The sequence below is a fragment of the Ferdinandcohnia jepli genome (assembly GCF_047246645.1).
Lineage (GTDB): Bacteria > Bacillota > Bacilli > Bacillales > Bacillaceae_L > Ferdinandcohnia.
Map to the genome: position 1 here is coordinate 166,088 of NZ_JBFOKR010000002.1, position 13,832 is coordinate 179,919.

Below are 13,832 nucleotides of genomic sequence, written 5' to 3' on the forward strand. Positions count from 1 at the left end.
CCATTATTATCAAATGCGCCTTGGCGTATTTGCGCCCGATTTTTTTCGAGCTTGCTCGAAAGATTTCCTTTTAAAAATCGAGGCATCCGCCGGAGGCTTTAACTTTATTCAGTCGGAGTTTGAAACCCGACTGAATTGTATACTCTTTTTGCATTCGTCCCACACTTATAGAAGTAGGGGACTTCTGCTGAATAAAGTTAAAAGGTTTATCGTAAAAGCTGCTGCGCAGAACTAATTTCCAATCCCCGAGCTTTTGCCTTTCACTTTATTCACCTTTAAATGCTCGTTTTACTTTTGCAAAGAAGTTATCATGCTGTTCATCAGGAGTTTCGTTTCCACTAATCTCTGTAAACTCACGTAGTAATTGCTTTTGCTTTTCTGTTAATTTTGTTGGTGTAATTACACGAATGTGAATATGTTGGTCACCCTGACCATAACCTCTAACATTTTGTACACCTTTTCCACGGAGACGGAATTTAGTTCCTGTTTGTGTACCAGCTGGAATTTTCAACTTCACTTTTCCATGTAAAGTAGGAACTTCAATTTCGTCACCAAGTGCTGCCTGTGCAAACGTTAATGGCATTTCACAATATATATCGTCACCATCTCTTTCAAAGAATTCATGAGAACGCACATGGAATACAACATACAGATCTCCAGGAGGACCTCCATTAACACCTGGTTCCCCTTGACCTGATACACGAAGTTGTTGACCATCATCAATACCAGCAGGGATTTTGACGTGAATTTTTTTACGTTTTTTTACTTTGCCACTACCGCTGCATGTAGAACATTTATTTTTAATAAATTTACCTGTTCCACTACAATGATGACAAACTCGACGATTAACAATTCTACCGATAGGAGTATTTTGCTCAACATTTAGCTGCCCAGTCCCATGACAATGTGAACATGTTTCCGGCTTCGTTCCTGGTTTTGCACCAGATCCATCACATGTTGAACACTCTTCTTCACGTGGAATTTCTATATCAGTTTCTTTACCAAATACAGCTTCTTCAAACTGCAACGTCATTGTGTATTGCAAGTCCGCTCCTTGACGTGGAGCATTTGGGTCTCTTCGTCTTGTCCCGCCTCCAAAAATAGAACTGAAGATATCTTCAAATCCAAATCCACCGCCAAAGTCAGAACCTCCACCAAATCCACCAAAGCCCTGGTTTGGATCTGCGTGACCAAATTGGTCATAGTGAGCCCGTTTATTATCATCACTTAGGGCATCATACGCCTCTGTTATTTCTTTAAATTTATCTGCAGCATCCGCTTCTTTATTGATATCGGGATGATATTTTTTCGATAATTTTCGATATGCTTTTTTTATTTCATCCTTGCTAGCACTTTTCGAAACCCCGAGTACCTCATAATAATCTCTTTTACTCATCAAATCCACTCCCGCATCATTCACATAAAGAATATTTTATCATTTATTTTGAGGAAAAGGCAATAAAATCAACTGCCTTGTTTGTTATTAACCAGTATTTCACATAATCCTTTAGCGCATAAGAAAGTACTCCAATACTTTTTTATACGCTAAAAAGTTCTTACTTTTGGCTTATTCGTGGTTAGTCCGTGTTCAACACTAAAAAAGTCAAAGCCAAGACATGCCTGACTTCGACTTTTTTGCTAAGAATTGCATAGGCAATTCTTATAGTGAACGTTCTATGCTTTTATACTTGTCTAGCTACGGCTCGCAGCGACGCTCGCCTCCGCTTTTCTATTTATCGTCTTTTACTTCTTCGAATTCAGCATCTACGACATCGTCGTCCTTTTTGCCTGCATCTGCACCTTGAGCTGCTTGCTGAGCTTGAGCTGCTTGCTCATAAAGTTTTACTGAAAGTTGTTGAACTACTTCTTGAAGTGCATCCTTTTTCGCACGGATTTCCTCAAGGTCATTCTTTTCAATCGCTTGTTTCAGAGCGTCTTTTGCTTCAGTAGCTTTTGCAATTTCTGCTTCATCAACTTTTCCTTCAAGATCTTTAAGCGTTTTGTCAGCTGTAAATACTAATTGGTCAGCTTCGTTTCGAAGTTCAACTTCTTCTTTACGCTTTTTGTCTGCTTCTGCATTTTCTTCTGCTTCACGAACCATGCGCTGTACTTCATCATCTGATAGACCTGAAGAAGATTGGATTGTAATTGCTTGTTCCTTATTAGTTCCTAGATCCTTGGCTTTAACATTTACAATACCGTTTTTATCAATATCAAATGTAACTTCAATTTGTGGAACACCACGTGGTGCCGGCGGAATGTCAGTTAATTGGAAGCGTCCTAATGTTTTATTATCGGCTGCCATCTGACGTTCACCTTGAAGTACATGGATATCTACAGCTGTTTGATTATCAGCAGCAGTTGAGAATACTTGTGACTTACTTGTTGGAATTGTTGTATTACGTTCAATTAGACGTGTGAAAACTCCACCCATTGTTTCAATTCCAAGTGATAATGGTGTAACGTCTAATAATACTACATCTTTAACATCACCAGTTAAAACCCCACCTTGAATTGCAGCACCAAGTGCCACCACTTCGTCAGGGTTAACACCTTTATGAGGTTCCTTGCCCAGTTCTTTTTTAATAGCTTCTTGTACAGCAGGAATACGAGTTGATCCACCAACAAGGATTACCTTATCAATCTCGCTAGCAGATAAACCAGCATCTTGTAATGCACGACGAGTAGGTCCCATTGTACGCTCAACTAATCCAGCAGTTAGCTCATCAAACTTAGCACGAGTTAATGAAATCTCTAAGTGTAATGGACCAGCTTCACCAGCTGTAATAAATGGTAATGAGATTTGCGTTGATGTAACACCTGAAAGATCCTTCTTCGCTTTTTCAGCAGCATCTTTTAAACGTTGTAACGCCATTTTATCTTTCGAAAGATCAATTCCATTTTCCTTTTTAAATTGATCTACTAAATAGTCGATAACTACTTGGTCAAAGTCATCTCCACCTAAACGGTTGTCACCGGCAGTAGATTTAACTTCAAATACGCCATCACCAAGTTCAAGAATTGAAACGTCAAACGTACCACCACCAAGGTCATAGACAAGAATTGTTTGATCTTCGTCAGTCTTATCTAGTCCGTAAGCAAGTGCTGCTGCTGTTGGTTCGTTAATAATACGTTCAACCTCAAGACCAGCAATTTTTCCTGCATCCTTTGTTGCTTGACGTTCTGCATCATTAAAATAAGCGGGAACTGTAATTACAGCTTTTGTTACTTTTTCTCCAAGATATTCTTCTGCATAAGATTTAAAATATTGAAGAAGGATTGCTGATACTTCTTGTGGAGTATATTGCTTACCTTCGACATCTACTTTATAATCTGTTCCCATATGACGTTTAATAGAAATAATTGTGTTTGGGTTCGTGATAGCTTGACGCTTCGCAACCTCACCAACCTGTCTTTCACCATTTTTGAATGCAACAACAGAAGGAGTAGTTCGGTTACCCTCAGGGTTAGGAATAACCTTTGCTTCTCCACCTTCCATCACAGCCACACATGAGTTAGTTGTACCTAAGTCTATACCAATGATTTTACTCATGGAAATAACCTCCTTATTTTGTCACTATTAGTTTATTGATTTACTTTAACCATTGAAGGACGTAAAACTCGATCCTTTAGTTTATATCCTTTTTGGAACTCTTCTATAACAACATTAGATTCTACATCAGGATCTTCTACCTGCATAACAGCTTGGTGAACATGTGGATCAAAAGATGCCCCAACAGCTTCGATTGGTTCAACACCTTCTTTTTTCAATGCTTCCACAATACTGCGGTAAACCATATCCATACCTTGCAGAATTGATTTTGAATGCTCGTCTTTTGCTTCTATTTGAAGAGCTCTTTCAAAGTTGTCAAGAGCTGGTAATAAATCATTTACTAAGCTTTGAGCTCTATATGTAGTTGCTGTTTCCTGATCTAAGCGAACACGTCTCTTATAATTTTCGAAGTCAGCTTGGTTACGTAAAATGCGATTTTCTGCCTCCTCAAGCTTAGCTTCAAGTTCAGCTATTCTCTCATTGGCTTTCGATAATTCATCTTGCACTTCATTTTCTCTGTCTTCTACTAATTCTGCTTCTACTTGTTCAATTGTTTCTAGTACTTCTTCAGTTTCTACATTAGTCTTTTCTGTAACTGTTTCTTTCTCGTTAGCCAATTTTTTCACCTCCCTTAAAGTAGGTTTATCGTCTAATAAATTGGGCCATGATGCATTTGCGCCCGCTTTTTGTTGATTAGTATATGTATAAGGGTGAAAAACACCCTTTACTAAATATAGCCACTGCTATTCATTTTGATACAACTTGGTAAGAACCTTAGTGAAGTCCTGACTTATATGTTGTAAGATGCTAATAACTCGTGAATATTCCATCCTCGTAGGTCCCAATATGGCAATGGAACCAAGATGCTCGGAACCAACAGAATATGTTGCCGTTATTAGACTGCAGTTATTCATCGCAATATTATTGTTTTCATGACCGATTTTAATATTAATACCAGCTTTATCTGTACGTAGTAGTCTTGAGAACTCATGTTCACTATCAATCATACTAAACAGAGAACGCACTTTTTCAATATCGTGAAATTCGGGTTGACTTAGCATATTTGTCTTACCGCCGATATAGACTTTCTCTTCTGTTTGTACAGTAAGTGTATGGTCTAACACATTTAAAACCGAATCATAATTACGAATATTTGTTTTTAGCAGCATGGCAACTTCTTTATATATTTTGTTTTTAAGCTCTGTTAGAGGTACTCCAACAAGTCGCTCGTTTAATATATTCACCATTTTCTCAATATCACTAGGGTCTATTGATTCTGGGAATGAGATAGTGCGATTTTCAACATGGCCATTATCTGTAACAATAATAGCTACAGCTGTTTCGTGATTAATCGGTACAATTTGTAATCTTTTTACCTTATTTTCTTTAAAGGCAGGTCCAAGTACTATTGAAGTGTAATTAGTTAGATCAGACAAGATTTGTGCCGATTTTTGTACAATCTTTTCAAGTTCATAGATTTTCTCAGCGAAAATCGATTTTAGCTCTTGTTTTTCTTTAAGAGATAATCGACTAGGCGAGAGTAGATGATCAACATAATAACGATAGCCTTTTTCCGAAGGCACTCTTCCTGATGAGCTGTGTGTCTTCTCGATAAAACCGAGTTCTTCTAGATCTGCCATTTCATTGCGAATAGTTGCTGAGCTAAACACAATCTCATCTTTTTTCGACAATGTTCTTGATCCTACTGGTTGTGCAGATCTAATAAAGTCATCAATAATAACCTGAAGAATTAGTAGCTGACGATCTGTTAGCAAGGAACATCACCTCTGTTAGCACTCATTAAATGTGAGTGCTAATTCTATAAATAAATTACCAAATAAGAATTGTATTGTCAACGATTTAACTTTATTCAAAGAGCAAATAAAGCACATTTATAGATAGTAAAATATTTCGGATTACAAAACTAAAAATTTATTGTTTTCTATAGCAGAAACGCCTGAAAAACTTCATTCCCTAAAAATTTACCTTTATGGGTTAAACGAAGAAATCCTTCCACTTCTTCTAACAGACCCTTCGATTTCTGTTCTTCAATCTGTTGAGCAAAAACATTTGAAATATTCACATTAAATTTTTCTTTAAAATGAGCGATTGAAACCCCTGCTATCTTTCTTAAACCGAGAAACAGTTCTTCCTCCATCTTTTCTTGTGTTGTTACTTTGTGGGTGTCGATATATGGAAAATCATTTTCATCAATTAATGACATATATTTCTTAATTGGGCCAGCGTTTGTAATTCTTTTTCCATCGACATAGCTGTGAGCACCAGCACCAATACCAAAATATTCATCATTGTTCCAATAAGTTAGATTATGACGGCTTTCATAACCCGTCTTGGCAAAATTACTAATTTCATACTGATGAAAATGATGCTTTTCCATTTCCTTTATCAATAGTTCATACATAACTGCCTCATTTTCCTGACTAGGGAGCTGAAGTTTACCTACTCTCATGAGATTATAAAAAACTGTCTTCGGCTCAATAATTAGCGAATACGCAGATACATGTTCAATATCTAGTGAAAAGGCAATATCAAGAGATTCTTTAAAGCTTTCTACTGTTTGGTGTGGCAATGCGTACATCAAATCAATGCTTATGTTTTCAAAACCAACCTTCTTCGCTAGTTCAATCGTATGGTAAACATCTTTTTGCCGGTGGGTTCTACCTATCCCTTTTAACAGTTCGTCATCAAAAGTCTGAACGCCAAAACTTAGTCGATTAACACCTGAGTTATATAAAACCTTTAATTTTCCCTCTGATAAATCTCCCGGATTGGCTTCAAACGTAAATTCAAGATTTTCTTCTCTAGGTATCAAATATCTGTTAATACTAGCTAAAAGGAACTCTAGTTGTCTTTCAGAAAGTACAGTTGGAGTTCCACCACCAACAAATATTGTTTTCATTCGTTCTGGCGGATATGCTTTTACAGTATTTTTCAGTTCTTTATCCATGGAAGTTAAATATTCATCAACAGGCTGACCTTGTAAAAACACTTTATTAAAATCGCAATAATGACAAATTTGTTCACAAAACGGGATGTGAAGGTATGCTGCTTGTACCAAAGAATCACTTCCTTTTTTATTTAAAGACTTTACTAGATAATTTTTTAAGTAAAAATAGACAAGTACCGCAGATAAAGTCTGCGGTACCTGTAATGTGTTTTTACTTATCGTCCATTTTCAACACAGCCATAAATGCTTCTTGTGGTACTTCAACAGATCCAACCTGCTTCATACGCTTTTTACCTTCTTTTTGTTTCTCAAGAAGCTTACGTTTACGGGAAATGTCTCCACCATAACATTTAGCCAATACGTTCTTACGCATTGCTTTAATTGTTGACCGGGCAATAATCTTTTGACCAACCGCTGCTTGAATTGGTACTTCGAATTGTTGTCTAGGAATTAGTTCTTTAAGTTTTTCAACAATTACTTTTCCACGTTCATACGCTGAATCACGGTGAACAATAAAGGAAAGTGCATCAACTTTTTCAGTATTTAAAAGGATGTCCATTTTAACCAGTTTTGATGGCTTGTAGCCAATTAACTCGTAATCAAAGGATGCGTATCCTTTTGTACTAGATTTTAACTGATCAAAGAAATCATATACAATTTCGGCTAATGGTATTTCGTAAACAATACTTACACGATTTTCATCTAGGTATTGCATATCAATAAAAATACCACGTTTTCCTTGGCAAAGTTCCATGACAGCACCTACAAAATCATTTGGTACCATCATTGTTGCCTTAACATACGGCTCTTCAATTCGATCGATTTTTTGTGGATCAGGCATATTTGAAGGGTTATCAATTCGAAGATCTGATCCATCAGTTAAAAATACATCATAGATAACACTTGGTGCTGTTGTAATTAAGTCAATCTTGAATTCTCTTTCAATTCGTTCTTGGATGATTTCCATGTGCAATAGGCCAAGGAATCCACATCGGAATCCAAACCCAAGAGCTTGAGAAGTTTCTGGTTCGAATTGTAGTGCTGCATCATTCAATTCAAGCTTTTCTAACGCTTCACGCAAATCATTATATCTCGCAGTATCAATTGGATATAGTCCACAGAACACCATTGGATTTAGACGTCTATAACCTGGCAGTGCCTCTGTAGCACCATTTTTCGCATTTGTAATAGTATCACCAACCCGAGTATCTCCCACATTTTTGATAGCTGCCGTTAAAAATCCAACATCACCAACAGTTAACTCATCCTGAAGAGTGGCACGAGGTGTAAATACTCCCGCTTCAATTACCTCGAATTCCTTGCCAGTTGCCATCATTTTTATTTTGTCACCTGGTTTAACTGTTCCTTCTACTACACGTATATAAGCTACTACTCCGCGGTATGGATCATATAAAGAGTCAAAAATAAGTGCCTTTAAAGGAGCTTCTGGGTCACCTTGAGGTGCTGGAACCTTTTCTACTACTTGCTCAAGTATTTCTTCGATTCCAATTCCTGCTTTTGCTGAAGCTAATACAGCCTCAGATGCATCAAGACCTATTACATCCTCAACTTCTTGTCTTACACGTTCTGGGTCGGCACTAGGTAAATCAATCTTATTAATAACAGGTAAAATTTCAAGGTCATTATCTAGAGCTAGATATACGTTAGCAAGTGTTTGTGCCTCAATACCTTGCGCTGCATCAACAACCAACACAGCACCTTCACAAGCAGCTAAGCTTCGTGAAACCTCATACGTAAAGTCAACATGTCCCGGAGTATCTATTAAATGAAAAATATATTCTTCTCCGTCATTCGCTTTATATTTTAATTGAACAGCATTTAGCTTGATCGTAATCCCACGTTCTCTTTCTAAATCCATCGAATCTAGCAATTGGTCTTTCATTTCACGATGCGTTAAAGCGTTTGTTTTTTCTAATATACGGTCTGCTAATGTAGACTTCCCATGATCTATATGAGCAATGATTGAAAAATTTCGTATTTTAGACTGTCTCTTAAGTCTCTCTTCTTTGTTCATCAAAAAATCCTCCTGTATCAGAAAAGCGCAAGCACCATGTTTATACCCGACAAGTGCTGGACAATTTTAACTAGTTGATACCATATTTAGTTTTCGTATTTAAACTACACTAGATTAGATTATACAGAACAAATTAAATACATTCAATTAAGAATAGAATAAGGTTTTTATCATTGGAGAATGCAAAATGTTAGAATAGAAAAAAGAGTTTGCCCCTTTACCCAGCAAACTCTTCGACATCACAGTTTTTCAAGGATACCCCCAATAGCATTTCCCATAGCAGCCATTGCTTTTTCAAATAGAGCGCTTATTCCCTCCCCTAGTTTTTCTCCAATACTTGAGAATAAGTTGAATGCCTCTACTTCCTCAAGCTGCTGCTGCTTTTCTTCTAAATCATGACTTGTTACTTTTCTACCTAATACGGATGCTTCAACTTCTCCATTACTAGAGTCAGTAATATGAAAAGCACCTTGAAGAGAAGGGTCATCATACCCCCTCATCTTCTTCATGCCCTCATTTGCTTGTTGCATTCCGATTAGTACTCCAAATAAGAGTACAGTTAGAATAAAGAAACATTTCATCATGAATTTAGCCATTGAAATTACTCCTTAATAAGGTTATTCCTTACTAGAATCTGTTGCATTTACTTTTTCCGCTTGCCAGTAGTATTCTGCGAATACATCTGCAACTGCAGCTGATGTCCTTCTAAGTTCTTCAAAATTATTGTCGACTCCGCCAAACTCTATTAAGATTGCATTATTCGATTTATCTTGGTTATATACTCCATTATTGCCAGGTCCACCTTGATCTAGTATTCCTCTGCTAAGACCAGGAAATTTTTTTTCCAGTAGTTGATGTAGGTTCTTAGCAATTTCAACATTTTTTTCATATGATGGGTTATCAGTTCCAACTACAAAGGCAATCCTTGCATATTCTTTTCCGTTGATTGTTATAGTAGTGTCGTTTTTCCGCTTGGAGTCTCGATGTATATCAATAAAATGTGTTAATTCTCTATTGTTACCCATTGCACTCACAAATAGCTCACCAGAAGCCTTATAGGATTGGTTCCAATTGTAGCCTTTTTGATCCAGGTAAGTTTTCATATTTGTTGTATCCACTTGGCTGCCAATTCCTCTGGCTTGCAACTCCTCGCCTAGCATCTCACCAACCTTTGTTACGTTCATCTCTGGATGCACAGCTTTATTTGGATCATCTCCTACTTTTAAGTGTGGAAGATATGATTCATATGAATGTGTATGATAAATAAACACAACCTTCTTATCACCTGTTGTCATCGTTGGTGGCGGCAATGCTTCAGCATCTTCTGGTCTTTCCAACTGTTCTATGTTTTGTGTTGCTGCTTGCCTTTCATCTAGTAATACTTCTAATGGTGGAGGAGATTCGACAGGCATATTCGTATAGTTGGTACCTTCACCAGCAACTATGATTTTTCCATCGAAAATTGAAAATCCTGGAAGCTCACGGCCTAAGAAACTTCTCGGGTCATCCAAATTCATATTTGTAGCTGCTTTAAACACAGCAGACGCATAATTCGGTTTGCTAGAAGAGTCAGTTAGAGCTTGAGTAAAATAACGATTTTCGTACCCTAGTAAATGGATCAGTGATTCTCCTGTTAGGTTTGTCGCTACATTACCAATTGTTGAGGACGTGATTCGATACTCAGGCTTCAGAGAAACGATTGCACCTGTTATTGTAAAAAGTAATATAAAGCAAAATATGAGGAATAAAATCCCTTTTACAATGCTTGTCCCTTGTATTGATACCATCATTCCAGTTGCTCTATAGCCTTTCATATTCTACCTCCTCAAAGTCTGTCTATCATATTGATATGTGCAGACTTTGATTGGTAGAACCTATTTGCTAGATTTCATTAACTTTTCTTAGTGAGTATATGCCCCTATTTCATCTTGTCCAATTTGACCGTGTAACGCAGCATTTAGTCCACCCGCTATCACATTCGCCATATCCTCAATGAAAACATCAACTTCTTTTGGAGTAACCATTAAGTTGTGTCCTAATGGAGCAAGAACCTCGTGAATTAATTTTCTTTTTTCATCCTCTGGTAGATTTCCGACAATTCCTAAGAATGTATTTCGTTCCTGTTCTCCAGGCAAATCTTCATCAGTTAACACTCTTTTTTCTCCGAATGTCATACCTGCTGGTACTAGTGAACGTGAAGGTTTCCCACCTTCTCTCATTTCTCTACCAAAATGCTTTAAAATAAAGTCAATTGCATCACTAGTAATAGAAACGGCGTCTACAACTGTCGGAATTCCAATAGCGATAACCGGAATACCAAGTGAATCTTGACTAAGTTCTTTACGCTTATTGCCCACACCTGATCCTGGATGAATCCCTGTATCTGATATTTGTATGGTAGAATTTACACGTTCCACAGAACGTGCAGCCAATGCATCAATTGCTATTACAAAATCCGGCTTCGATTTCTCAATTACACCATAAATTATGTCACTCGTTTCGATACCAGTTATCCCCATTACCCCCGGAGCAATCGCACTTACGGACCGAAATCCTTCTTGGACACTTTCAGGTTGTAAATTAAATAAGTGTCTTGTGATAACCAAGTTTTCTACTGCAATCGGCCCTAATGCATCGGGAGTTACATTCCAGTTCCCTAACCCTACTACTAAACAACTTGCATCTTTCGAGATATTAAGCTTTTGAAGAAAGTGACTAAACTCCTTCGCAAACACTTCTTGAACTTTTTGTTGAAGCTCAGAGTCTTTTTGTCTTATTCCTTGTACCTCTAGTGTAAGATAATTCCCTTTTTTCTTTCCAATCGCATTTGCGCCTTCTTCTGTAATCTCTACTGTTGAAATTTTAATTCCATCAACATCTCTTTCTTTAACTATTACTCCTTCAATATCGGAAACAGGCTCTTGCTCTTGTTGCCTTTTTTTATTTCGTTCCTCTACTGCCATCGTTCGTGCTTCAAGTGCTAAATCTGTTCGCACAGAGTATTTGCTCAAATCAAGTTGCTCGCCCAATATAATAACCTCCCATTTTGTTAGCTCAGGTAACTTCAAATTGAAGACTAGTTTTTTTACATACTATGTATAGCTTTGCCTGAGTAAATACTGTTCATTCAATTTTTATCTTTTAGTAAGCATATAATGGTATTGCATTATTACCTCCAATTTGATAGAATATCATTTGTTCGACATCAGAATATCTAAAGACTTTATTCTGGTCATTAACGCAAAGAAAACTTTATAAATATAGGTTTTCATTCATTTTCGAAAATGATTGATCGTATTAGATCATCTTGATATTCGCAGGAGGTGAAAGTATGCCAAATATTAAATCAGCTATCAAACGCGTAAAAACAAGTGATGAAAGCCGTGCACATAATGCAACTGTAAAGTCTGCAATGCGTACTGCTGTTAAAAACTTCGAAGCAACTGTTGCTAACAACGATGCTGACAACGCAAAAGCAGCTTATGTAACTGCTGCTAGCAAGCTTGACAAAGCTGCTCGTAAAGGTCTTATCCATAAGAATGTTGCTGACCGCCAAAAGTCTCGTCTAGCTAAAAAACTTAACGAGGTTAACGCATAATAATTAAAAAAACGACTCTGATGAGTCGTTTTTTTGTTTATATACTTTGCAAATTATGAAAGCCATAGATAGTAAAGCCAAAAACCTTTAGTTATTTTGGTACTTACCACTTTGAAAGTCAACACCACAATTAATGTTCTACCTTGCCAAATTCATAATAAATAACTCTAAAATCAGTTGTTTATCCTTTTTCCCGCTTTTCATCTCATAATCGGCTTCTGCTAATTGATTTATTATCCCAAGCAGTTCTTCTTCAGAAAATAGGTTTGCTTGTCCACTTGCAAGCTTCACACGAAAAGGATGTACTTTTATATTCCCTGCTATTTGCTGCTGACCATAGCCTTGTTTAGAAAGTACCTTAACCTGGTAGATTAGTCTAAATTGTGTTGCCAGTAAGGATAGAATTTTTAGGGGTTCTTCATTATTTTGAAGTAAATCATAAAAAATTCGTAGTGCCTCATTTAATTTTCGATTTACTACTTTGTCTATTAACGAAAAAATATTTTGTTCCAACGATCTCGGAACAAGAAGTCTTACTGTTTCCTCTGTAATTGAACCATTAGCGCCTACATAAAGACACATTTTTTCTAGTTCTTGAGCGATTATCATAAGATTAGTTCCAGCTACTTGTAAGAGCTCCTGGGTAGCGGTCGAACTAATTGTAACCTCATATTGTTGTGCTCGCTCTGAAATCCATTTATGTAAATCTTGGTCATTTAGTGTATTTACTGTAAAAACCTCTGCATTTGCTTTAAGTTGTTTTACTATTTTTTTTCGTTCATCCAGTTTTTCATACGAAGCTAAAAATACAAGAATCGTAAAAGGGACTGGTTCCTTAATATACTGTTCCAGACTTTGAATATTGTGCTCAACTTTCTCTTTAGTTTTTTCCGCTGTTAAAAAGGAAGGATTTTGAATGATAACAATTTTCCGCTCTCCCATAAAAGGTAACGTTTCCGCATCACTAATTGCTACTTCAATTGGTGTCTCTTCCATATCAAAGATAGACAAATTAAAATCTTTTTCATCTTCATGTAACCCATTTTTTATAAGTAAATCCTTCGTTTCTTGTAGTAGGAACGTCTCAGTTCCAAGTAATAAATAAATCGGGGCGAATTGTTTCTTCTTAATTTTTTTCCAAAGATCAAGGTTCATGTATTACCTCTCCAACTACCAACTTTTTTCTTTCTATTTTATCGTATCGGTAAATCAAAAATATTTCAACAAAGAGAATGACAAAAGGGAATTGGTTACCCAATTCCCTATCTATATAATAAACATTACCAGGCAAGCCCCGGGTAACTTGCCGAGTAATGATTTTTTAAAGCAACCACACTATATCTATGTACTATTAGGCTTTCCGATATAATGTGAACTATTTGTGACAACTGTTGTTAAAAGTGGAAGAGTATCGGATAATAAGGGAAATAGTGTGCTTCTTTTTAATGACATATAGATTTTTTTTTTGAGTTGGGCTATACTATAACTGTTTAGGAGGGGTTACAGTGAACGAATTTGAAAATAATAAGCAAAACACTCGTAATGACGTTATTGACGCTGGTATAGGATTCATTGCTTCATTTGGATTCTTTGCTACTATTTTTATTATTGCAATGCTTATTAAAGTTATTGGATCATAATAAGGACAGCATACATACTGTCAAACAGAGACTGCCCA

The 13,832-nt window shown here is 36.7% G+C and carries 12 protein-coding genes; 2 read left to right on the forward strand and 10 right to left on the reverse strand.

The annotated features are described in order from the left end of the window. Positions 1–265: 265 nt before the first annotated feature. From dnaJ to gpr, 9 genes are all read right to left on the reverse strand, one after another. Entirely contained in the window at positions 266–1,396 is a 1,131-nt protein-coding gene (gene dnaJ, locus AB3M96_RS02805; RefSeq protein WP_412966045.1) for a molecular chaperone DnaJ, read from the reverse strand. 333 nt (positions 1,397–1,729) lie between these two features. Further along, on the reverse strand, positions 1,730–3,553 hold the full coding sequence (dnaK, locus tag AB3M96_RS02810) for a molecular chaperone DnaK (RefSeq protein ID WP_412966046.1): 1,824 nt from the start codon (positions 3,551–3,553) through the stop codon (positions 1,730–1,732). A gap of 32 nt (positions 3,554–3,585) precedes the next feature. Continuing rightward, positions 3,586–4,170: a nucleotide exchange factor GrpE gene (gene grpE, locus AB3M96_RS02815; RefSeq protein ID WP_412966047.1), complete on the reverse strand. Its 585-nt coding sequence runs from the start codon at positions 4,168–4,170 to the stop codon at positions 3,586–3,588. A gap of 126 nt (positions 4,171–4,296) precedes the next feature. After that, positions 4,297–5,328 (reverse strand): heat-inducible transcriptional repressor HrcA, encoded by a 1,032-nt coding sequence (gene hrcA / locus AB3M96_RS02820; protein WP_412966048.1) that lies wholly within the window; start codon positions 5,326–5,328, stop codon positions 4,297–4,299. Between the two features lie 167 nt (positions 5,329–5,495). Next, positions 5,496–6,632, reverse strand: coding sequence for a radical SAM family heme chaperone HemW (gene hemW, locus AB3M96_RS02825; protein ID WP_412966049.1), 1,137 nt, complete (start codon positions 6,630–6,632; stop codon positions 5,496–5,498). 100 nt (positions 6,633–6,732) lie between these two features. Next, positions 6,733–8,559: a translation elongation factor 4 gene (lepA, locus tag AB3M96_RS02830; protein ID WP_412966050.1), complete on the reverse strand. Its 1,827-nt coding sequence runs from the start codon at positions 8,557–8,559 to the stop codon at positions 6,733–6,735. A gap of 236 nt (positions 8,560–8,795) precedes the next feature. Next, entirely contained in the window at positions 8,796–9,152 is a 357-nt protein-coding gene (locus tag AB3M96_RS02835) for a YqxA family protein (protein ID WP_412966051.1), read from the reverse strand. Between the two features lie 21 nt (positions 9,153–9,173). Beyond that, positions 9,174–10,370, reverse strand: coding sequence for a stage II sporulation protein P (gene spoIIP / locus AB3M96_RS02840; RefSeq protein WP_412966052.1), 1,197 nt, complete (start codon positions 10,368–10,370; stop codon positions 9,174–9,176). An 87-nt stretch (positions 10,371–10,457) separates the two neighbouring features. Then, complete coding sequence (gpr, locus tag AB3M96_RS02845) at positions 10,458–11,585, reverse strand: GPR endopeptidase (RefSeq protein ID WP_412966053.1); 1,128 nt, start codon at positions 11,583–11,585, stop codon at positions 10,458–10,460. A 302-nt stretch (positions 11,586–11,887) separates the two neighbouring features. Here gpr and rpsT point away from each other — a divergent pair, with 302 nt between their 5' ends. Continuing rightward, positions 11,888–12,154, forward strand: coding sequence for a 30S ribosomal protein S20 (rpsT, locus tag AB3M96_RS02850; RefSeq protein ID WP_412966054.1), 267 nt, complete (start codon positions 11,888–11,890; stop codon positions 12,152–12,154). Positions 12,155–12,292: 138 nt separating this feature from the next. Here the strand turns inward: rpsT and holA are convergent, their stop codons facing one another. Then, positions 12,293–13,309: a DNA polymerase III subunit delta gene (holA, locus tag AB3M96_RS02855; RefSeq protein ID WP_412966055.1), complete on the reverse strand. Its 1,017-nt coding sequence runs from the start codon at positions 13,307–13,309 to the stop codon at positions 12,293–12,295. Between the two features lie 350 nt (positions 13,310–13,659). Here holA and AB3M96_RS02860 point away from each other — a divergent pair, with 350 nt between their 5' ends. Next, positions 13,660–13,794 (forward strand): YqzM family protein, encoded by a 135-nt coding sequence (locus AB3M96_RS02860; protein ID WP_412966056.1) that lies wholly within the window; start codon positions 13,660–13,662, stop codon positions 13,792–13,794. The last annotated feature ends 38 nt before the right edge of the window (positions 13,795–13,832 follow it).

Coding starts and splice junctions, on each gene's coding strand:
- dnaJ (WP_412966045.1), bottom strand. CDS start 1,396: ATGAGTAAAAGAGATTATTATGAGGTACTCGGGGTTTCGAAAAGTGCT.
- dnaK (WP_412966046.1), bottom strand. CDS start 3,553: ATGAGTAAAATCATTGGTATAGACTTAGGTACAACTAACTCATGTGTG.
- AB3M96_RS02835 (WP_412966051.1), bottom strand. CDS start 9,152: ATGGCTAAATTCATGATGAAATGTTTCTTTATTCTAACTGTACTCTTA.
- spoIIP (WP_412966052.1), bottom strand. CDS start 10,370: ATGAAAGGCTATAGAGCAACTGGAATGATGGTATCAATACAAGGGACA.
- rpsT (WP_412966054.1), top strand. CDS start 11,888: ATGCCAAATATTAAATCAGCTATCAAACGCGTAAAAACAAGTGATGAA.
- holA (WP_412966055.1), bottom strand. CDS start 13,309: ATGAACCTTGATCTTTGGAAAAAAATTAAGAAGAAACAATTCGCCCCG.